The following is an 18,144-nucleotide window of genomic DNA, read 5'->3' as shown; positions in this document are numbered from 1 at the left end:
GGTCCCCATGACCACCCTCCCCATCCGCCTCACCCCCGGCGCAGCCTCCGACCGCATCGACGGCTGGGACTTGGACCCCGACGGCCGCCCCATCCTCAAGGTTCGCGTGCGCGCCCGGCCCATTGAGGGCGAGGCCAATGCGGCCCTGCTGAAACTGCTCGCCAAGACCCTTGGCGTGCCCAAGTCCGCCGTCTCGCTGGAGCGGGGCGGGCAGTCGCGGGTGAAGCGGATCGCGATCGAGGGACTGTCCCCGGACGAGGTGCAGGCGCGTCTTTCCGCACCGTGACGAAATCGGCCTTTGACGGATCGGGCGACTGCCCCCTTTAATCCGCCCCGACTTCGCGCCGTCCCATCCGACCGGCGCCCAAGTGAGCTTTTGGGGAGCTGTTCATGAGACTTCGACGCCTGGGGGGCGCCAGCCTCGCCGCCTTCGCCGTGCTGGCCCTCGGGGCCTGCGCCACCACCGGAAGCCCGGGCAGCGGGACCGACACCGCCGCGACGCCGCGCGCCCGCGCCGCCCTGCCGGCCGGTCTGGACTACGCCGCCAATCCCGATCCCTATCCGTCCACCTATCGCGGCCTGCCGCGCGACAATTTCGCCATCGTCGGCGGGACGGTGCTGGACGGCGCCGGGCGTAAGTTCGTCAATGGCGTGGTCGTGGTCACGGACGGCAAGGTCGCCGCCGTCGGCGACGCCTCGACCGCCATCCCGGCGGGCTATCGGACGGTGCAGGCCAACGGCCGCTTCGTGACCCCGGGCATCATCGACGTCCACAGCCACCTCGGCGTCTATCCCTCGCCGGGCGTGCAGGGGATGAGCGACGGCAACGAGGCCACCAGCCCCAACACCGCCCAGGTCTGGGCCGAGCACAGCCTGTGGCCCCAGGACCCCGGCTTCAACGCCGCCCGCGCGGGTGGCGTGACCACCCTTCAGATCCTGCCCGGCTCCGCCAATCTGTTCGGCGGCCGCGGCGTGACGGTGCGCAACATCCCGTCGGTGACCATGCAGGGAATGAAATTCCCCGGCGCGCCCTACGGCGTGAAGATGGCCTGCGGCGAGAACCCGTCGCGCGTCTACGGCTCGCGCAACCAGAGCCCGGCCACCGGCATGGGCAATATGGCTGGCTATCGCGCCGCCTTCATCGCCGCCCGCGACTACAAGGCCAAATGGGACAAGTGGCGCGAGGACGGCGAGGGCTCGCCCCCGACCCGCAACCTGCAGAACGAAACCCTGGTCGGCGTGCTGGACGGCTCGATCCTGGTGCAGAACCACTGCTACCGCGCCGATGAAATGGCGATGATGATCGATCTGTCGAAAGAGTTCGGCTTCCGCATCACCGCCTTCCACCACGCCATCGAGGCCTACAAGCTGGCGCCCCTGCTGGCCCGTGAGGGCATCTGCGCCGACATGTGGACCGGCTGGTGGGGCTTCAAGATGGAGGCTCTGGATGCGGTCGAGGCCAACGCCGCCCTCGTCGACGCCCAGCCCGGCTCCTGCGCCGTCATCCACTCCGACGACGCCGAACTGACCCAGCGCCTGAACCAGGAAGCCGCCGCGGCCCTGGCCGCCGGCCGCCGCATCGGCATGGACATCGCCGAAGAGCGGGCGATCAGCTGGATCACCCTCAACCCCGCCCGCTCGCTCGGCATCGCCGACGAGACCGGCTCGCTGGAAGCCGGCAAGCGCGCCGATGTGGTGATCTGGAGCGCCGATCCCTTCTCGATCTACGCCCGCGCCGATCAGGTCTTCGTCGACGGCGGCCTGGCCTTCGACCGCATGAACCCGGCCTACCAGCCGGTCTCCGATTTCGAACTCGGCCAGCCCGGCTTCGGCCTGCGCGCCGCCAACGTCCCGCAAGGAGCCCGCTGATGCGCCTCAAGAGCCTCATCCTCGGCGCGGCCTCGCTGGTCGCCCTGTCGGCCTCGCCCGCCCTCGCCCAGCAACTGACCGCCATCACCGGCGGCCGCGTCCTGACCGGCACGTCCGTGATCGAGAACGGCACGGTGGTGATCCAGAACGGCCGCGTCGTCTCGGTCGGCGTCATGGCCCCGCCGGCCACGGCCCGCATCATCGACGCCACCGGCAAGGTCGTCGCCCCCGGCTTCGTCGCCGTGGACTCTGGCCTCGGCGGTTCGGAAATTTCCTCGGTCAACGGGTCGGACGACCTGTCGAACGGCGCCAATACCGTCAGCGCCGCCTTCGACGTCTCCTATGGCCTCGATCCCTGGTCGTTCACCCTGCCGGTCGCCCGTCTGGGCGGCATCACCCGCGCCATCGTGGTCCCCAATCATCCGGGCGGCTCGGGCGGGCATGAGCATCAGGACGACAGCGACTTCGCCGGTGTCGGCGCGGGCGGCTTCCAGTCGCCCAGCCTGTTCGCCGGTCAGGCCGCCATCATCCATCTCGGCAGCGGCAATGACATTCTGGTGAAGCCGCGCGTCGCCCAGGTCGCCCCCTTCGGCGAGGCCGGGGCCGGGGTCGCCGGCGGCGCCCGCGGCGCCGAGTTCACCCAGTTCCGCGAAACCCTGACCGAGGTCCGCCTCTACGCCCGCAACAAGGCCGCCTATGACCGGGGCGCGATCCGCGACCTCAGCCTGTCGCGCGCCGACCTCGAGGCCCTGATCCCCGTCGCCAACGGCTCCATCCCGCTGATCGTCACCGTGCGCCGCGCGGCCGACATCCAGCAGGTGCTGCGTCTGGCGAAGGAAGAGGGGATCAAGATCATTCTCGACGGCGCCGAAGAGGGCTGGCTGGTCGCCGATCAGATCGCGGCGGCGGGCGTGCCCGTGTTGCTGAACCCCATCTCCAACCTGCCCGGCAATCTGGAGACGCGCGGCGCGCGGATGCAGAACGCCGCCGCCCTGGACGCCGCCGGGGTGGTCATCGCCATCAAGGGCAATGAGGGCTCGATCCACCGGGCGCGGGAGACCCGCTACAACGCCGGCAACGCCGTCTCCCACGGCCTGCCCTATGACGCCGCCATCGAGGCGATCACGGTCAATCCGGCGAAGATCTTCGGCATGGCCGGCCAGTTCGGGGAGCTGCGCCCCGGCGCCGCCGCCGACGTGGTCGTCTGGTCCGGCGACCCGCTGGAGCCGCTCAGCATCGCCGAACATATCTTCGTCAACGGCACGGAAGAGGCCCCCACCAGCCGCCAGTTCCTGCTCCGCGACCGCTATCGCACCGGCGGCGAAGGCGCGATGCCGCCGGCCTACGGCCGGTAGAGATCAGGTTTTAGGCTCTAGGTTCTAGGTTCTAGGGAAGTATGCTTGGAGCAGTCGTCTGCTTCCCCTTCCCCAGAACCTAACCCCAAGAACCCAGAACCTATGCTTCCCCGCATCTTCATCGACGCCGACGCCTGTCCCGTGAAGGACGAGGTCTATCGCGTGGCCGAGCGCTACGGGCTGAAGGTGTTCGTGGTCTCGAACGGCTGGATCAACACCCGTCGCGATCCGTGGATCGAGCAGGTGGTGGTCGACGCGGGTCCCGACATCGCCGACGACTGGATCGCCGAGCGGGCAGTGAAGGGCGATATCGTGGTGACGCAGGACATTCCCCTGGCCGACCGCTGCCTTCAGGCCGGGGCGCAGGCGATCAAGTCCAACGGCTCACCCTTCACCGCCGACTCCATCGGCTCGGCGCTGGCCGGGCGGATGGTGGGCGAGCACCTGCGGTCGATGGGCGTGGCCACCTCCGGCCCGCCGCCCTTCGGCCCCAAGGACCGCTCCAACTTCCTGCAGGCGCTGGACCGGGCGGTGGTGGTGGCCAAGCGGGCGCTGACATGACCGTCATCCCCGAGGACGAGCTCGAGTTCCGCTTCTTCCGCTCCGGCGGACCGGGCGGCCAGAACGTCAACAAGGTCTCGACCAGCGTCCAGCTGCGGTTTGACGCACGCAACTCGCCGTCCCTGACCGATGCGGTGCGCGAACGGCTGATCAAGCTGGCGGGCAGCCGCGCCACCCTGAACGGCGAGATCCTGATCACCGCCGTCCGCTTCCGCACCCAGGAGCGCAACCGCGCCGACGCCGTCGAACGGCTTCAGGGTCTGGTGGACGAGGCGTCGATCAAGCCGGTCTATCGCGTGCCGACCCGACCCACCCGCGCCTCGAAGGAGCGGCGACTGGAGGGCAAGTCCAAACGGTCGACGATCAAGAGCGGCCGGGGTCGGCCCAACCTCGACTGAGGCTGATCAGCGGCGACGCGCCAGCGCCGCCTGCGCCGGGGTCACCGGCAGGGTGGCCAGGGTCAGCTTGCCGTCGCGGTCCGCGTCCAGCGACAGGAACCAGCGTTGGGTGGCTTGCGCCCATTCCTCGGCGGTCACGCGCTGGTCGATACTGATATCCGCCGATTTCACCGGCTGGGGCAGGTTGAAGAAGCCGGCCTCGGCGACGGCGCCGTAGCCGCCCGGTCCCCGGCCGCCGCCGCGCGGGATCCGGCTGCCCGATCGGCTCTGCTGCGGCGCCGCCCCCAAGGTGGAGGTGTCGGCCAGCGGGATCTCGCCGCCGCCCGCCGGACTGGGAATGCTGATGGTCGGGAAGCCCTCGGGCCCTTCGCGACGCCGCGGACGGCCCATGCCGCCGAACTCCCGCAACAGGGCCTCATAGGCGGCCAGCTCGGTCTGGTTCAGTCGCCCGTCGCGATCCGTGTCCAGCACGGCGAAATAGCGTTGCCCGTCGGCGGTGAACTCCGCCAGCGTCACTTCGCCGTCGTGGTCGGCATCGGCTCCCGCGAACCAGACGGCCACCGGATAGGGCTGGCCTGGCGGGGCGCTGAAGGGCTCGCCGAAAGGGCTGATGAACAGCGACGCCCGGGCTGGCGGCGGCGGGGCGAACGGAAGCCCCGGTCCCACGGGACCTCCCGGCCCGCCCGAACAGGCCGCGAGAAAGGCGACGACCGACACGACCATCGCGGTCGTGCGCAGGTTCAGGCCACGCATGGGCTCGTCTCCGGAAGCGGGGGTGGTGGCTACTGGGCCGGGCGGAACAGCAGGGCGTCGATCTTGTCCGCGTCGTCAAAGCCGATCACCCACTGGGTCGCGGCGCTGGCGAAGGTCACCACGAACAGGTCCGCCCCGTCCTGGGAGCCGACGAAATCAACCGCCTGCACCGGGCCGAACCCCCGGATCAGGGGCAGCAACCGGGCCTCCTGTTCGCGCATCCGCGTCGCCAGGCCGGCCTCCATCAGGGCGTAGTTGAACGTGCCCGCCTGGGCGTCCGCGATCACCGTGCGCAGCACCTCTTCGGACTGGGCGTTGGCCGGAGCGGTCGCGACGGGAACGTCGGCCGGTTCGGGCCGTCGGGGCGTGGTGTCGGGGGTGACGGCCTGGGCGGCGGGGCGATCGAAGCTGTTGGGAACGCTGCCGGCGGCCACCTGGGCCTGAACCGCGACAGGGGTGGCGACAGAGATCAGGCCGAGCACGGCGGCCAGAACAGGCATTTTCATCAGCAGGTCTCCGGAGGAGCTCAGACGATGACGGGCCAAAGCGACAGAACAAGGGCGGCGACGGCGGCGCACATTGCAACCGTGACACAGACCACGACCCAGACCGGCGTCCGCGCCTCGCGCACGATGACGGTCTGCGCCTGTGGCGGGTTCTGCGCCAGTTTCGCCAGCGCCTTCAGCGTCGCGCGCAATTCGTCGAGGGTGTCGCGGATCTGCGCCTGCGGACCCAGTTCGCGGCGGATCCAGCGCTCGACCACAGGCTGGGCCGCGGACCACAGATCGTGATCGGGGTTCAGCCGTCGGGCCACGCCCTCGACCGACACCATGGTCTTCTGCAGCAGGATCAGTTCGGGCCGAAGGTGCATGTCGAACAGGTCGGTGATCTCGAACAGCTGGCCCAGAAGCCGGCCCATCGACACCTTGGACGCCTGTTTGCCGATCACCGGTTCGCCGACCGCGCGCAGCGCCTGGGCGAAGGCCTCGACCGAATGCTCGCGCGGCACATAGCCGGCCTCGAAATGGACCCGGGCGATGCGGTCGTAGTCCCGGCTGATGAAGCCCCACAGGATCTCGGCCAGATAGCGCCGCTCGGCCGGACCCAGCCGCCCGACGATGCCGAAATCGATCGCCGTCAGTTCCGCCGGGGCGTGGCAGAACAGATTGCCCTCATGCAGGTCGGCGTGAAACGCCCCGTGGTCCAGCGCCTGTGACAGGAAGGACCGCACGACGTTGTCGGCCAGTGCATTGACGTCCATGCCCCGCTGCAGGGCGGCGTTCGGGTCCGTCAGCGGCAGGCCGGTCGCCCACTCCAGCGTCAGCACCCGCTTGCCGACCCCGTCCCAGATGACGGCCGGCGCGTCCATGTGGCCCGTCAGCCCCTGAGGGTCCGACTTGGCCATGATCTCCTTCAGCTCGGATGCGGCGGCCGCCTCCAGCCGCATGTCCAGCTCCAGCGTCAGGGCGCGCGCGATGGTCTCGACAAAGGCCGACGGCTCCAGCCGCCGCGCCACCGGCACGAATTTCACCGCCAGACGGGCAGCCAGCCGCATCGCGTCCAGCCCCTGCGCCACGCGCCGCTCGACGCCGGGCCGCAGGATCTTGACCGCGACCTTGCGGCCGTCGGCCAGCCAGGCCGGATGCGCCTGGGCCAGCGAGGCGGCGGCCACGGCGGGGCCGAAATCAGTGAACAGGTCTTCGACGGGACGGCCCAGCGAGCGCTGGACCTCGCGCCGCGCCTGATCCAGCGGGAAGGGGGGCAGGGCGTCCTTCAGGCGACCCAGATCGCGGGCGAACTCGACGCCGAAGATGTCGGCGCGGGTGGCGAGCACCTGTCCCAGCTTGATCGCCACCGGACCCAGATGTTCAAACGCCTTGCCCAGCCGCTGGCCCGGCCGACCCTCGCGGCTCTCGCGCCCGGCGAAGACGTGCAGCAGATGCGCGATCCATCGCGCCCAGACAGGCAGCAGCGGCGTGATTTCGCGCGGCGCCAGCGCATCGTGGCGGATCAGCACGCCCAGCCAGCCCAGCAGGCGCAGGGATGCGCTCAAGGGCGCGCGCACCGGTACTGTGGCCGGCGGCGGCGGCGGCGTGCCTTGGTCGATCCTCTGGCTCAGATCGCCCACCCGTGGTGGATGGCCGCCACGCCGCCCGACAGATTGGTCACCGTCACGCGGCTGAAGCCCGCGTCCTCGATCATGGCCTTGAACGTCGGCTGGTCGGGGAAGCGGCGGATGCTCTCGACCAGATACTGGTAGCTGTCGCGGTCCTTGGCGATCCATTCGCCGATGCGCGGAATGGCGTGGAAGGACCAGGCGTCATAGGCCTTGCGGATGGCACCCGTGGTCGGGCGGGAGAACTCCAGGCACAGGAAGCGGCCGCCGGGCTTCAACACCCTGCGCGCCTCGCGCAGCGCCTGCGGCACGTCGGCCACGTTGCGGATGCCGAAACTGATGGAATAGGCGTCCACCGAGGCGTCGGGCAGGGGCAGGGCCATGGCGTCGCCGACGGTCCAGCTCATCTCGGGCTCGCCGCCCTTGTGGACACCGGCCATGATCATCTCGGCATTGTAGTCCAGCACGATCACCCGGGCGTCTTCGCCACCCATGCGCATCTGGGCGGCGCGCGCCATCTTCGCATAGCGCCGCGACATGTCGCCGGTGCCGCCCGCCACGTCCAGAATGGTCTCGCCCGGACGCGGGTTCAGCCTGGCCGCGGCCGCGTCCTTCCAGAGCCGGTGCACGCCCGCGCTCATCAGATCATTCATCAGGTCATAGCTGGACGCCACGCTGTCGAACACGCCGCGCACCATCCGGACCTTCTCCCGGGCATCGACGTCGCGGAAGCCGAAGGAGGACGTCTTGCCAGAAGAGCTCTGGCCGGAGGGGTCTGGGGAAGCGTCGGTCATGGTTTCGCTCTACCCCTTCGCCGGCGCCGCGTCATCCGTCTGTATGGCCGCAGACGCGCGGGCTCAGGTCTTCTGGTTCGGCCTCGGGACGCCGAGGTCCTTCATCACCGTCGAGATCAGGCGATAGCAATCGCACGACGCGGTCTCCAGGCCCGGACGGTCCAGCACCTCGACCCAGCCGCGACCGCGCCGGATCAGCCCCTTGTCCTCGATCTCGGAGCCGACTTCCGACACTGTGGCGCGGCGCACCCCCAGCATGCCGGCGATGTCCGACTGGGTCAGTTTGATGCGGCTGCCGTCGGCCCGGTCGTGCAGCGTCAGCAGCCAGCGCGCCAGCCGCTCGTCCAGCCGGTGCTGGGCGTTGCAGGCGGCGGTCTGCTGGACCTGGGCGAACAGGCTTTCCGTGAATTTGGCCAGGGCGGTGCGCATCTGCTCGCTCTTGCTCAGGGCGTCAGAGAACACATCCGCCGGGCAGCAGGCCGCCGTGCCTTCCACCTGGGCGATGGCGCGGCTCGACGCGCGCGCGTTCAGCGGCCCGCAGGTGACCCCGACCAGCCCTTCGCGCCCGATGGCGGCGGTCTCGACCATGTGGTCCTCGGACAGGATGGTCATCAGCGACACCACCCCGGTCAGCGGGAACCAGACCTCGCCCAGCGCCTCGCCGGCGTCGTACAGCATCTGTCCCTGGGCGAACGGGCGCTCGGTCAGATGGGGTTCGAGACGCTTGCGGTCCGCCGGGGGCAGGGAAGTGATCCAGAGATTGTCCATGACGTCCTCCGCTTACGAATAGCGACGCTTGGTAACGCCCAAGCTTCGGTTGGCGTTCCGCCGCTTGTGGCGACGGGTCAGGCGCGATACGCCGGACAAAACGGAGGGAACGATGCCGGAACAGATTGACGTCGCGGAAGCGTTGAAAGGTCTGCCGCTCTGGCGAAAGGCCGAGGATGCACGTCCCGCCATCGCCCGGTCGCTGACCTTTACGGACTTCAACGCCGCCTTCGGATTCATGACCCGCGTCGCCCTGCTGGCGGACAAGGCCGACCACCATCCGGAATGGTCAAACGTCTACAATCGCGTCGAAATCCTGCTGACCACGCATGACGCGGGCGGGGTGACGGCGCGGGATCTGAACATGGCGCGCTTCATCGACGAAGCCGCCGCAGCGATGGGAGCGAAGTGATGAGCGGACGGGTTTCGGGCAAGACGGTTCTGATCACCGGCGCCGCGGGCGGCCTCGGCACGGCCATGGCCCACATGCTGGCGCATGAGGGCGCGAAGGTCGCCGTCACCGACATCAATCTGGAGGGCGTCCAGGCGCTGGCCGACGCCATCAACGCCGACCACCCCGGCAGCGCCTTCGCCTTCGCCCAGGACGTGACCCGCGAAGACCAGTGGATCTCGGTCATCGACGCCGCGACCCAGGCCATGGGCGGGCTGTCGGTTCTGGTCAACAACGCCGGCATCGGCGGTCCGTTGGCCTTCGTGGAGCAGGACACGGTCGAGAACTGGCAGCGCCAGTACGAGATCAACCTGCGCTCCATCATGCTGGGCACCAAACACGCCATGCCGCGCCTGCGCGAGGCGGCGCCGGCCTCGATCATCAATATTTCCTCGGTGGCCGGCCTCGCCGCCGCGCCCGGTATGGGGGCCTACAACGCCACCAAGGCCGGCGTCTGGATGTACTCCAAGACCATCGCGCTCGAGGCGGCCAAGATGGACTGGAACGTCCGCTGCAACTCGGTCCATCCGGTCTTCATCAAGACCCCGATCCTCGACCCCTTCATCGCCATGGCCGGCGGCGACGAGGACAAGGCGCACGAGCGTCTGGCCCGCGGCATCCCGCTGAAGCGGATCGGCGAGCCGGACGACGTGGCCTATGCGGTGGTCTACCTGGCCTCGGACGAGTCCAAATTCATCACCGGGACCGAGTTCGTCATTGATGGCGGCATGCTGGCCCAATAGGCCTCGGTGCGGTCAGTCGACGGCGATGACCTCGACCGACCGGCCCGCCACCACCGCCTCGTCGCCGACCCGCTTGCCCACCAGCGCGCGGGCCAGCGGCGAGACGTGGCTGACCGAACCCGCCGCGGGGTCGGCCTCATCCTCGCCGGTGATCCGCCAGGTCTGGGTGCGCCCGTCCTCGCGTTCGAGGGTCACCGAACCGCCGAAGCGGACCCGTCCGTCCGCGGTGGTCTCGACCAGCTGAGCCGTGGCGCGACGCGCGGACCAGTACCGCAGCTCCCGCGCCGCTCGCGCCATCGGGGTACGATCGGTCTCGATCGTCCCGCTCGCCTGCGCCGCCGAATAGGCCGCCCGCGCCTCCGCCAGGGCGGCCTCGATCTGCGCCAGCCCGTTGGGCGTGACCAGGTTGGGATGGCTGGAAATCGGACGGTCGGGAAGATCGGCGGCCGTGGCCTCCAGGTCTTCCTCTCGGGTGAAGGCGACGCTCATGATGTCCCAGCGTATGCCGCCATCCAGCGTTCCGGTCCACCGCACAGGAAAAAGGCCGTGGTCGGATGACCACGGCCCTTTCGATGTTCAGAGTTCGGATCCGTTAGACGGATCGTCCCCTGCCCGTGATGAAGTGCACGATCAGCAGGATGATAAACACGACGAACAGAACGTAAGCGATGTTCATCGACAGACCCGCGACACCACCGAGCCCGAGGGCGCCGGCGACGAGGGCGAGCACGAGAAAAATCAGGGCCCAACGCAGCATGAGCATTCCTTCCAGAGCGATTGTTCGAAACGGGGCGGTTATTCGCCGCACCTGATTGAACAACCGTCAGGAAGCCTGACGGTTCCCGTTTAACGACGGCGGCGCGCGTGTGATTTTTCAGTGAACGCCGCGGCCACGATGCTGGCAAGTGCCGGATTTCTCAGGAAAATCCAGCCGCCCGCCAGAGCCGCCACGGTGCCCAGGACCGGGCGTTCCCGGAACAGCATGAAGGCGCGCTCACCGATCCCGGCCGGCTCTTCCTCCTCTTCGTCCTCATCGCTCTCGCCGCGCAGGAACAGCACGGCGACGATGATCGCGATAAAGGCGAACAGCAGGAAGGTGATGGCCGCGGCGGCCAGCGCCGGAACCGCCAGACACAGGGCGTAGTAAATCGCCACGCCGAGGAAGATCACCGCGACAAGCGCCGCGCCGGCGGCCGCCGCTGCCGCGACGGCCTTCTTGACCAGACCCCTGGCCAGGCCCCCGCCGAGCATCAGCGGCGACGACCGGCGAGAAGCAGGCCCAGCACCACGCCGACGCCGAGGGCGATGGCGGTCGACTGGATCGGACGCTCCTGGACCCGCTCGGTCAGGTAGCGCTGGGCTTCGTCGAACCGCTCCGACGCATCGTCATAGTATTCGCGGCCCTTCACGCGGGCCTCGTCATAATAGCCACGGGCGCGGTCACGCAGCACGTCGGCCTGCTCGCGCAGCTTGGCTTCGGCTTCCGCGGCCTTGGCGCGAAGGCGGGCGTCCGCCGCCGACGCCTTCTCGCGCAGGGCGGCCTTTTCCTCGCTGCCGAGGACCTTCAGGTCATCCTTCAGCGTATTCAGATCGTTCTTAACTGCGGCACGGGCCGCCTTGGTCGTCGCCATGATGCGCGCTCCGTTTGGTCAAGCTTGACGGTTAGATAGAGAACCCTGAGCCGAAACGCCACTGTGGCGTCACGGTTCCCGCAATGCAGCATGTGGGAGGCCGCAGGGGGCGGGCAGCAGGCAGCAGGAAATTGGCGGGCCTGGCTCTAGCTGTCCGCTGGGCGGGCGCACCGGGATGCGGTACTTCCCTGCTGTCTGCTGTCTGCTGTCTGCTGTCTGCTGCCTGCTGCCTGCTGCCCAATCTCTGGACCCTTCCATGACCGACTGGCTCTTTCCCCCCGCCCCCACCGCCTCCCTCCCCATCGATGGGCGGTTCGAGCGTTTTCCGGTTCGGCGCATCCTGTGCGTGGGCCAGAACTACGCCGCCCATGCGCGCGAGATGGGCCATGACCGGGCCGAGCCCTTCTTCTTCTCCAAGCCCGCGGACGCGGTGGTCACCGACGGCGCCGATCCGGTCTATCCGACCGCGACCGGCAATCTGCATCATGAGGTCGAGCTGGTCTGCGCCATCGGCCCGGACGGCATCGTCGGCTGGGCGGTCGGCTGTGACCTGACCCGTCGCGACCTGCAGGCCGCGGCCAAGACGGCGGGTCGTCCGTGGGACGCCGCCAAGGGCTTCGACCAGTCGGCCCCCTGCGGGCCCCTGACGCCCGGCCCCCTGCCGGATCCCGCCGCCCTGATCGAGCTGCGGGTCAATGGCGTCGTGCGCCAGTCGGGCCGTCTCGACGAAATGATCTGGAACCCGGACGAGATTCTGGCCAAGGCGGGTGAGCTGTGGGACGTCCGCGCGGGCGACCTGATCTTCACGGGCACGCCCGAGGGCGTGGGCCCCCTGGTCCCCGGCGACCAGGTCGAGGCGACTATCGGCGGCCTGCCGCCGCTCAGCTTCACGGTGGCCGCGCGATGATCCTGCATGGATACTGGCGCTCGGGCGCCGCCTACCGCGTCCGCATCGCCCTGGCGCTCAAGGGCCTGACCTACGACCAGACGGGCCACGACCTGCGCACCGGCGCCCAGAAGGCCCCCGACTATGTCGCGCTCAATCCGCAGGGCATGGTGCCGGCGCTGCAGGTGGACGGCGCCGTCCTGACCCAGAGCCCCGCCATCCTCGAATGGCTGGAGGAATCGCATCCGACCCCCGCCCTCCTGCCGACCGACGCGCTGGACCGCGCCCACGTCCGCGCCATGGCCGCCCTGATCGGCTGCGATATCCATCCGCTGAACAATCTGCGCGTCGGCAAGGCCCTGCGCGAAGGTTTCGCCGCCGACCAGGCCGCCGTCGACGCCTGGGCCGCCCGCTGGATCGTCCCGGGGTTCGAGGCGCTGGAAGCGCTCGTCGCCCGCCACGGCGCCGGCTGGAGCTATGGTGACGCGCCCACTCTCGCCGACTGCTACCTGATCCCGCAGATCTACTCGGCGGCCCGCTTCAACGTCCCGCTGGGCGCCTTCCCCCGCCTGCTGGCGATCGACCAAGCGGCGAAGGCCCATCCGGCCTTCATGGCGGCCCATCCGGACAGGCAGCCGGACGCCGGCTGAGTTGGGATGAGCGCCAGGAGCAGATACGGCGACTGTCCGCATGGGTGGGAAGCCGCCTGTCACCAAGGAGTGAAAGCGGACCCTGATGAGCGGCGGCTTAGTTTTGGTCGGCGACTTCAGTCAACCCGGGCTCCGGCGGCACCCATCCCCCCGGACTGACCAAGGTCACGGAGGTGAATCCCTGATCACGCAATCTCCTAGCGAGTTCGATCATCTCGACGTTAGGGGGGTTATGTTCGGCGTAAATCAGGAGCCGGTCGTTCCGCCCCGCGCCAAATGCGGTCAAACCTTGGGGAATCTCGCCCTTGGTCATCTTCGAGATTCGATCACCATCGTCACGCCAAACGGCCGCCATTCCATCAGACGACAAAACAACGTTGAAGGGCGCGCCAGGCAAAGCCCCCGACCCATGTTCGACGTTGATCGTCGTCACCACCTGCTCAGGTCGTCCCGATTGTTCACGGCTCTCGCAACCAGCGAGACCGGCAACCAAAGCAATCAGCCCGACTCGCAGACGCGCTCGCAACTTTGGCACCTCATCTCCCTGGATCGGCCCGCTAGCTGAACACAGCCGTCATAAAGTCTGCAATGGGTCCAAAGCAGTCATCCATCCCGGGCCAGGAAACCGATTTGCCAGCCTTGGCCGAAGAGCAGGCCTGTCGGACCTCCGCCGCCGGCGGTTAGCGGACCTAGCGGCGCTCGGGTTTGAAAAGGAACTGGAAGGGCCATACGCCGCGTCGATCGCGGCCACACCTCGGGCAGCGGGCGTCGGGGACGTAGCCGGCCGCATAGCCGCCATGCTCCCGGCTATCGATCCCCAACCGGCATCGCGGACAACGCATGCCCGCCGCCGCCGAAAGGAACGCGATCGCGCCCGAGCCAAGGCTGAGCGACACGAGCGTGTCCCGGCCCGCGAGCACGAGGAAGAACAGGACGCAAGCCATGGCGCCCAGCCAATAGATCAGAGTTCTGTAGGTCCCCGCGCGTCCCATCCGCCGCCTTCTTCCTGACCTCACGGCTATAGCGCATTCCCTGACGACAGCCACGGGCGGCGAACGGGGTTCCCCGTGCCCTCGGAAAGTGCTCCGCCTCCGCCGGGCTTGCGCGCGGCCGGTCCGGGTCGGCGAACAAGACGATCGACCCTTCGCATCATGACAGAAACTTAAGCGCCAACAGGTGCTTGTGAGATTGTGACAAGGGCTCGCCGGGGGATAGGAAAGCGAACATCGCTGACCGGAGCCGTCATGAAAGCCCTCGCCATCGCAGCCCTCCTGTCGGTCCTGTCCGGCGTGGCGCTCGCCCAGGATCCCGCCCCGGTCGGCGCGGCCCCGCGGTACGGGCCCGCCTTTGATCCGGCTTCCTTGCGGAGCGAGATGCGCGGGCCGGCGACGCAGGTGATGGTGGTCGGCACGATGCATCTGGCCAACCTGACCGATTTCGAGCCCGGACTTCTGGGCCCCGTGCTGGACCGGCTGGAGGGCTTTGGCCCCGACATCATCGTCATCGAAGCCGTCTCCGGACAGGACTGCGACCTGTTCCGGCGGTTCCCCGGCCGCTTCGCCCAGAGCGCGCAAGGCTATTGCCCCTCGACCGCCGATGCCTATGCGGCGACCGGGCTTGACGTTCCCGCCGCCACGGCCCGGATCGACGCCCGGCTGAAGACCTGGCCGGCCCGTCCGAGCGCGCAGGAGCGGCGCGAACTCGCGGCCCTGTTTCTGGCCGGAGGCGAGAGGACGTCCGCTCTTGTGAACTGGCTTCAACTCGCACCCGAAGAGCAGATCGCATCAGACGGCCTGAATGACGTGCTGGTCGAACAACTCAAGGCACTGGCCAACCGTCAGAACGAAAATGAGCAGATCGCCGCTGTCCTGGCAGCCCGGCTTGGCCTGAACCGCGTGCATCCCATGGACGATCACACCGCCGACTCCGTCGCGGCGGACTTTGACGAAAGCGTCGGCAAGGCCGTCAGCGAAGTCTGGGCCCAGCCCAACCCGACCCTTGTTGAAATGCAGAACCAGCCGGTCGACACGCCGGAAGGCCTGCTTCAGACCTTCCGCTTCAACAACCTGCCTTCCACACAGATCGGGCAGGCGCGGGCGGAAATGGGCGGGGCCCTGACCCATCCGGCGCCCGGGATGCCCGCGCGGAAATACGTCGCATGGTGGGAAGTGCGGAACCAGCGCATGGCCGCCAACATTCGGGCCAGCTTCGCCAGCCAGTCAGGGGCAAGGGTGCTCGTCCTCGTCGGCTCGTCCCACAAGGCCTACCTCGACGCCTATCTCTCCGCCATTTCAGAGGTGGAGTTGGTCGATCCTCTGAGCGTCCTCTGACGGGCCGCTCGCCGACCGTGGGGGCCTGGCCTGGAACGTCTGCGAAAGGTCATGGGCGAGCGCCCGTCACCTCTCACCCCATGAACCGCCCCACCGCCGCCAGGAACCGCGTCGGCTGGTCGATCATCACCATGTGCTCTGCGCCCTCGATCCGCTCGAACACGGCGTTGCCCGGCAGGCGCGCGTAGGCGTCGCGGAACAGGCTGTCGGCGCGGCTGCGCGGCGAGTTCCGGTCCGGGCTCCAGCCGTAGACCACGGTCACCGGCGCGGTGATGCGGGGCAGGCGCGGGCGCAGGTCGACGGTCATCACCTCATACAGGGACTGGGCCAGAACCTGCCGGTCGCCGCCCTGCCAGCCGATGCCGCTGAACAGGCTGTCGGTCGCCCCGCCCAGCTCCAGCCCCAGTTCGCGGCCGCGCGACTTCAGGGCTTCGTCGCCGAGGAACTGGATCGCCTGATAGGCCACCTGGGCGATCGGCTGCACGTCGCGCGCGGTGGCCTGCGGGCTGATCAGGGCGGCGAAGAAGGGCGAGGAATCCACCGTCATCAGCCGTCCCACCGCCCACGGCCAGTCCGCGGCGACGCGCAGCCCGATCTGGCCGCCCATCGAATGGCCGATGATGGCCGGGCGGTTCAGGCGGCTTTCGGTGATGTAGCGCAGCAGCTCGCCGGCCACGGCGGGCAGGACGCCGCCGTCGCCATTGGCCTGCGCCGGGAGATCGCCGAACCCCCGGATCGACACCAGATGCAGTCGATAGCGCCCGGCCAGCCGGTCGGCGGTCGAGCGCCAGACGGCGGCCGTCGAGGCCAGACCGGGGATCAGGATCAGGTCCGGCCCCTCGCCGCGCGTCTCGACCGTGATCCGGCGCGAGACGAATCCGCCCTGCGCCCAAGCTGACGGCGCGGCCGCCAAGGTCAGGGCGCCGCTCGCGCCGATCAGGAATTCACGTCTGCCTTGCATGCCCCAGTCTTTCCGGCGGATTGCGGCGCTATGATGAAGGGGCGGGAATGACTGAGACGTCAGGGACGCGCCGGTGCGGCGAAGTGGCTAGTGGCGAGTGGCTAGTGGCTGGCCAACAGCCTGCGGCCGTACGGTCCGCGCCGCCCTTCCGCCGACGGCGACGGCGCGACAACTGCCACTAGCCACTAGCCACTAATCACTTTCCATCCACCAGCAGACGGAGCGGCCCGAAACAGAAAAAGCCCGGAGCGGCGAACCGTCCGGGCCTGTTCAGATCGTCTGTCCGCCGAAATCAGCTGACGGCGGGGCGCAAGCCCCCGGCCATGGCCGGCGACTGGGTGCGCTTCTCGCCGCCCGAGGCGATGATGCGGTCGATACGGGCTTTCTCGGCGCGGAAGGCCGCCAGATCGGCGCCCGCCAGCACGGTGCCCTCCTCGGTGCGCACGCCGGCCGGATTGATCCGCTGGCCGCCCCGCCACAGTTCATAGTGCAGGTGCGGGCCGGTCGAGGCGCCGGTCGAGCCGACATAGGCGACCACCTGGCCCTGACGCACGCGCTGACCGGCGCGGATGCCCGAGGCGTAGCGCGACAGGTGGCCGTAGCCGCTTTCCAGACCGTTCGGGTGGCGGATGCGCAGCCAGTTGCCGTAACCGCCCCAGCGCCGGGCCTCGACCACCACGCCGTCGGCGGGCGCCACGACCGGCGTGCCCATGCCGGCGGCGAAGTCGATGCCCTGGTGCATCTTGCGGAAGCCCGCGATCGGGTGGCGGCGGAAGCCGAACGACGACGAGATGCGGAAGCCGCGCTCCAGCGGCGTGCGCATGAAGGCCGACCGGGTGTTCTTGCCGGTGGCGTCGAAATACTGGGCCTCACGGGCGCCGGCGGGCTGGAAGCGATAGAAGGTCACGCCCTTCAGCGAGGCGTACATCAGCTCGCCGGACCCGATGGTGCGGCCGTTCTCGGTGACGGTGCGGTCGAAGACGTAGGTGAACTCGTCGTTCGACTTGACGTCCCGGTCCATGTCGAACTTGTGCGAGAACAGGCGGCCGGCGACGCGGGCGATGGCGGCCGGCGCGCCCTCGCGGCGAACGGTGCGCGACAGCGAGCCCTCGACCTTGCCGGTCAGGACCACCGTTTCATGCGTCACTTTTTCTTCCAGCGCGCGCAGGCGCAGGGCGCCGTCGAAGCTGCGCGACACGGTCAGCTGGCTGGCCGGGCCGGTGCGCATGGTCAGGCCGATCAGCCGGGCGTCGCCCCGGCCGCCGCGCGGCTTGGCGATGGCGGTCTCGAACTTCTGGCCCGCCCGCATCGAGCTGACGTCCATGGCGTTCGACAGGGTGGCGACGACGGCGGAGGCTTCTTCCGGCGCGATGCCGGTGCGGCGCACGGCCTGCTCGAAGGTTTCACCCTTGCGGATCTGGACCGGCACGGCTTCCGGCGCGGTCAGTCCGGCGGGGGTGCCGCCGGCGGCGAACGCCTGCGCTTCCAGCACGGCGATCTGATTTGACGTGAAGGCGGGAGCCTCTTCCGCTTTCGCGGGTTGGTATACGCGGCCGGCAAGCAGCGCCACCGAGATCGCGGCCACCGCCGTGAGGGCGTGCGGCGCGATGCGCATCGGTTGGCGACGTGGGTCGAACTGAGCCATCGGTCCCCGGGAAACGACGACGCCTGTCCGGCGCCAAAGCCACTGAAAGCAAGGATCGCGCCGGGCCGCCTCCCACAGGAACCGCCAAACGCGAGACGGGCCATATAGCCCGTCTGTCCCATCATGGGAAGGTGGATCGTTACAGCCCGTTAACCGGGGCCGTAGTCGCCGGTAAAGCCTGCGTGATCGCTGAGATGATGCAAGATCAGGACGACAGTATTCGCGCGGCGTCT

The 18,144-nt window shown here is 69.0% G+C and carries 23 protein-coding genes; 10 read left to right on the top strand and 13 right to left on the bottom strand.

Features of this window, described 5'->3' with window-relative positions:
• The first annotated feature begins 7 nt into the window (after positions 1-7).
• The 5 genes from ACW174_RS05610 (at position 8) to arfB (ending at position 4,183) form a co-directional block, all read left to right on the top strand.
• Complete coding sequence (locus tag ACW174_RS05610) at positions 8-286, top strand: DUF167 family protein (RefSeq protein ID WP_492016723.1); 279 nt, start codon at positions 8-10, stop codon at positions 284-286.
• 104 nt (positions 287-390) lie between these two features.
• On the top strand, positions 391-1,869 hold the full coding sequence (locus tag ACW174_RS05605; protein WP_492016722.1) for an amidohydrolase: 1,479 nt from the start codon (positions 391-393) through the stop codon (positions 1,867-1,869).
• Positions 1,869-3,224 carry an amidohydrolase family protein gene (locus ACW174_RS05600; protein WP_492016721.1) on the top strand — a complete coding sequence of 452 codons (1,356 nt, stop codon included), beginning with the start codon at positions 1,869-1,871 and terminating at the stop codon, positions 3,222-3,224. Before ACW174_RS05605 ends, ACW174_RS05600 begins: the two co-directional genes overlap by 1 nt.
• A gap of 102 nt (positions 3,225-3,326) precedes the next feature.
• On the top strand, positions 3,327-3,785 hold the full coding sequence (locus ACW174_RS05595) for a YaiI/YqxD family protein (protein WP_492016720.1): 459 nt from the start codon (positions 3,327-3,329) through the stop codon (positions 3,783-3,785).
• Positions 3,782-4,183 carry an alternative ribosome rescue aminoacyl-tRNA hydrolase ArfB gene (gene arfB, locus ACW174_RS05590; RefSeq protein WP_492016719.1) on the top strand — a complete coding sequence of 134 codons (402 nt, stop codon included), beginning with the start codon at positions 3,782-3,784 and terminating at the stop codon, positions 4,181-4,183. The genes ACW174_RS05595 and arfB overlap by 4 nt, the downstream gene beginning before the upstream one ends.
• 6 nt (positions 4,184-4,189) lie before the next feature.
• Here the strand turns inward: arfB and ACW174_RS05585 are convergent, their stop codons facing one another.
• From ACW174_RS05585 to ACW174_RS05565, 5 genes are all read right to left on the bottom strand, one after another.
• Positions 4,190-4,936, bottom strand: coding sequence for a hypothetical protein (locus ACW174_RS05585; RefSeq protein ID WP_492016718.1), 747 nt, complete (start codon positions 4,934-4,936; stop codon positions 4,190-4,192).
• 29 nt (positions 4,937-4,965) lie between these two features.
• A complete protein-coding gene (locus tag ACW174_RS05580) occupies positions 4,966-5,442 on the bottom strand; it encodes a hypothetical protein (protein ID WP_492016717.1) in 477 nt (158 codons plus the stop codon).
• 20 nt (positions 5,443-5,462) lie between these two features.
• Positions 5,463-7,064, bottom strand: coding sequence for a 2-polyprenylphenol 6-hydroxylase (ubiB, locus tag ACW174_RS05575; RefSeq protein WP_492016716.1), 1,602 nt, complete (start codon positions 7,062-7,064; stop codon positions 5,463-5,465).
• Positions 7,052-7,846 carry a class I SAM-dependent methyltransferase gene (locus ACW174_RS05570; RefSeq protein ID WP_492016715.1) on the bottom strand — a complete coding sequence of 265 codons (795 nt, stop codon included), beginning with the start codon at positions 7,844-7,846 and terminating at the stop codon, positions 7,052-7,054. Before ACW174_RS05570 ends, ubiB begins: the two co-directional genes overlap by 13 nt.
• A gap of 63 nt (positions 7,847-7,909) precedes the next feature.
• Complete coding sequence (locus ACW174_RS05565; protein ID WP_492016714.1) at positions 7,910-8,614, bottom strand: Crp/Fnr family transcriptional regulator; 705 nt, start codon at positions 8,612-8,614, stop codon at positions 7,910-7,912.
• A gap of 112 nt (positions 8,615-8,726) precedes the next feature.
• Between ACW174_RS05565 and ACW174_RS05560 the strand changes: the two genes are divergently transcribed.
• Both ACW174_RS05560 and ACW174_RS05555 read left to right on the top strand, forming a co-directional pair.
• Complete coding sequence (locus ACW174_RS05560) at positions 8,727-9,026, top strand: 4a-hydroxytetrahydrobiopterin dehydratase (protein ID WP_492016713.1); 300 nt, start codon at positions 8,727-8,729, stop codon at positions 9,024-9,026.
• Complete coding sequence (locus ACW174_RS05555; RefSeq protein ID WP_492016712.1) at positions 9,026-9,808, top strand: SDR family oxidoreductase; 783 nt, start codon at positions 9,026-9,028, stop codon at positions 9,806-9,808. Before ACW174_RS05560 ends, ACW174_RS05555 begins: the two co-directional genes overlap by 1 nt.
• Before the next feature lie 12 nt (positions 9,809-9,820).
• Here the strand turns inward: ACW174_RS05555 and greA are convergent, their stop codons facing one another.
• The 4 genes from greA to ACW174_RS05535 all read right to left on the bottom strand — a co-directional run bounded on the left by greA (position 9,821) and on the right by ACW174_RS05535 (position 11,439).
• Entirely contained in the window at positions 9,821-10,297 is a 477-nt protein-coding gene (greA, locus tag ACW174_RS05550) for a transcription elongation factor GreA (RefSeq protein ID WP_492016711.1), read from the bottom strand.
• 103 nt (positions 10,298-10,400) lie between these two features.
• Positions 10,401-10,565, bottom strand: coding sequence for a DUF1328 family protein (locus ACW174_RS05545; protein WP_492016710.1), 165 nt, complete (start codon positions 10,563-10,565; stop codon positions 10,401-10,403).
• A gap of 89 nt (positions 10,566-10,654) precedes the next feature.
• Positions 10,655-11,059: a hypothetical protein gene (locus ACW174_RS05540; protein WP_492016709.1), complete on the bottom strand. Its 405-nt coding sequence runs from the start codon at positions 11,057-11,059 to the stop codon at positions 10,655-10,657.
• The gene (locus ACW174_RS05535) at positions 11,059-11,439 is read right to left on the bottom strand and encodes a glycine zipper domain-containing protein (protein ID WP_492016708.1); all 381 of its coding nucleotides are present in this window, start codon (positions 11,437-11,439) and stop codon (positions 11,059-11,061) included. The genes ACW174_RS05540 and ACW174_RS05535 overlap by 1 nt, the downstream gene beginning before the upstream one ends.
• 256 nt (positions 11,440-11,695) lie before the next feature.
• Between ACW174_RS05535 and ACW174_RS05530 the strand changes: the two genes are divergently transcribed.
• Positions 11,696-12,346, top strand: a complete 651-nt coding sequence (locus tag ACW174_RS05530; protein ID WP_492016707.1) for a fumarylacetoacetate hydrolase family protein — start codon at positions 11,696-11,698, stop codon at positions 12,344-12,346.
• A complete protein-coding gene (gene maiA / locus ACW174_RS05525) occupies positions 12,343-12,975 on the top strand; it encodes a maleylacetoacetate isomerase (protein ID WP_492016706.1) in 633 nt (210 codons plus the stop codon). The genes ACW174_RS05530 and maiA overlap by 4 nt, the downstream gene beginning before the upstream one ends.
• Before the next feature lie 97 nt (positions 12,976-13,072).
• On the opposite strand, the gene ACW174_RS05520 is transcribed toward maiA, so the two are convergent.
• Positions 13,073-13,408, bottom strand: coding sequence for a hypothetical protein (locus tag ACW174_RS05520; RefSeq protein WP_492016705.1), 336 nt, complete (start codon positions 13,406-13,408; stop codon positions 13,073-13,075).
• 256 nt (positions 13,409-13,664) lie between these two features.
• The gene (locus tag ACW174_RS05515; protein WP_492016704.1) at positions 13,665-13,967 is read right to left on the bottom strand and encodes a hypothetical protein; all 303 of its coding nucleotides are present in this window, start codon (positions 13,965-13,967) and stop codon (positions 13,665-13,667) included.
• A 252-nt stretch (positions 13,968-14,219) separates the two neighbouring features.
• On the opposite strand from ACW174_RS05515, the gene ACW174_RS05510 reads away from it, so the two are divergent.
• Entirely contained in the window at positions 14,220-15,305 is a 1,086-nt protein-coding gene (locus tag ACW174_RS05510; protein WP_492016703.1) for a DUF5694 domain-containing protein, read from the top strand.
• A gap of 73 nt (positions 15,306-15,378) precedes the next feature.
• Here ACW174_RS05510 and ACW174_RS05505 read toward each other — a convergent pair whose 3' ends face one another.
• Positions 15,379-16,266: an alpha/beta fold hydrolase gene (locus ACW174_RS05505; protein WP_492016702.1), complete on the bottom strand. Its 888-nt coding sequence runs from the start codon at positions 16,264-16,266 to the stop codon at positions 15,379-15,381.
• A 292-nt stretch (positions 16,267-16,558) separates the two neighbouring features.
• Positions 16,559-17,911: a M23 family metallopeptidase gene (locus ACW174_RS05500; RefSeq protein WP_492016701.1), complete on the bottom strand. Its 1,353-nt coding sequence runs from the start codon at positions 17,909-17,911 to the stop codon at positions 16,559-16,561.
• Between the last annotated feature and the right edge of the window lie 233 nt (positions 17,912-18,144).

The organism is Brevundimonas sp. AVps31 (genome assembly GCF_058681355.1).
This window is presented reverse-complemented; position numbering and strand designations above follow the sequence as displayed.

Excerpts from the sequence above, each read along its gene's own strand:
- ACW174_RS05580 (WP_492016717.1), bottom strand. The coding sequence starts at position 5,442 with ATGAAAATGCCTGTTCTGGCCGCCGTGCTCGGCCTGATCTCTGTCGCC.
- ACW174_RS05505 (WP_492016702.1), bottom strand. The coding sequence starts at position 16,266 with ATGCAAGGCAGACGTGAATTCCTGATCGGCGCGAGCGGCGCCCTGACC.
- ACW174_RS05610 (WP_492016723.1), top strand. The coding sequence starts at position 8 with ATGACCACCCTCCCCATCCGCCTCACCCCCGGCGCAGCCTCCGACCGC.
- maiA (WP_492016706.1), top strand. The coding sequence starts at position 12,343 with ATGATCCTGCATGGATACTGGCGCTCGGGCGCCGCCTACCGCGTCCGC.
- ACW174_RS05510 (WP_492016703.1), top strand. The coding sequence starts at position 14,220 with ATGAAAGCCCTCGCCATCGCAGCCCTCCTGTCGGTCCTGTCCGGCGTG.
- ACW174_RS05600 (WP_492016721.1), top strand. The coding sequence starts at position 1,869 with ATGCGCCTCAAGAGCCTCATCCTCGGCGCGGCCTCGCTGGTCGCCCTG.
- ACW174_RS05605 (WP_492016722.1), top strand. The coding sequence starts at position 391 with ATGAGACTTCGACGCCTGGGGGGCGCCAGCCTCGCCGCCTTCGCCGTG.
- greA (WP_492016711.1), bottom strand. The coding sequence starts at position 10,297 with ATGAGCGTCGCCTTCACCCGAGAGGAAGACCTGGAGGCCACGGCCGCC.
- ACW174_RS05515 (WP_492016704.1), bottom strand. The coding sequence starts at position 13,967 with ATGGGACGCGCGGGGACCTACAGAACTCTGATCTATTGGCTGGGCGCC.
- arfB (WP_492016719.1), top strand. The coding sequence starts at position 3,782 with ATGACCGTCATCCCCGAGGACGAGCTCGAGTTCCGCTTCTTCCGCTCC.
- ACW174_RS05570 (WP_492016715.1), bottom strand. The coding sequence starts at position 7,846 with ATGACCGACGCTTCCCCAGACCCCTCCGGCCAGAGCTCTTCTGGCAAG.
- ACW174_RS05565 (WP_492016714.1), bottom strand. The coding sequence starts at position 8,614 with ATGGACAATCTCTGGATCACTTCCCTGCCCCCGGCGGACCGCAAGCGT.
- ACW174_RS05595 (WP_492016720.1), top strand. The coding sequence starts at position 3,327 with ATGCTTCCCCGCATCTTCATCGACGCCGACGCCTGTCCCGTGAAGGAC.
- ACW174_RS05555 (WP_492016712.1), top strand. The coding sequence starts at position 9,026 with ATGAGCGGACGGGTTTCGGGCAAGACGGTTCTGATCACCGGCGCCGCG.
- ACW174_RS05535 (WP_492016708.1), bottom strand. The coding sequence starts at position 11,439 with ATGGCGACGACCAAGGCGGCCCGTGCCGCAGTTAAGAACGATCTGAAT.
- ACW174_RS05530 (WP_492016707.1), top strand. The coding sequence starts at position 11,696 with ATGACCGACTGGCTCTTTCCCCCCGCCCCCACCGCCTCCCTCCCCATC.
- ACW174_RS05540 (WP_492016709.1), bottom strand. The coding sequence starts at position 11,059 with ATGCTCGGCGGGGGCCTGGCCAGGGGTCTGGTCAAGAAGGCCGTCGCG.
- ACW174_RS05500 (WP_492016701.1), bottom strand. The coding sequence starts at position 17,911 with ATGGCTCAGTTCGACCCACGTCGCCAACCGATGCGCATCGCGCCGCAC.
- ACW174_RS05585 (WP_492016718.1), bottom strand. The coding sequence starts at position 4,936 with ATGCGTGGCCTGAACCTGCGCACGACCGCGATGGTCGTGTCGGTCGTC.
- ACW174_RS05560 (WP_492016713.1), top strand. The coding sequence starts at position 8,727 with ATGCCGGAACAGATTGACGTCGCGGAAGCGTTGAAAGGTCTGCCGCTC.
- ACW174_RS05545 (WP_492016710.1), bottom strand. The coding sequence starts at position 10,565 with ATGCTGCGTTGGGCCCTGATTTTTCTCGTGCTCGCCCTCGTCGCCGGC.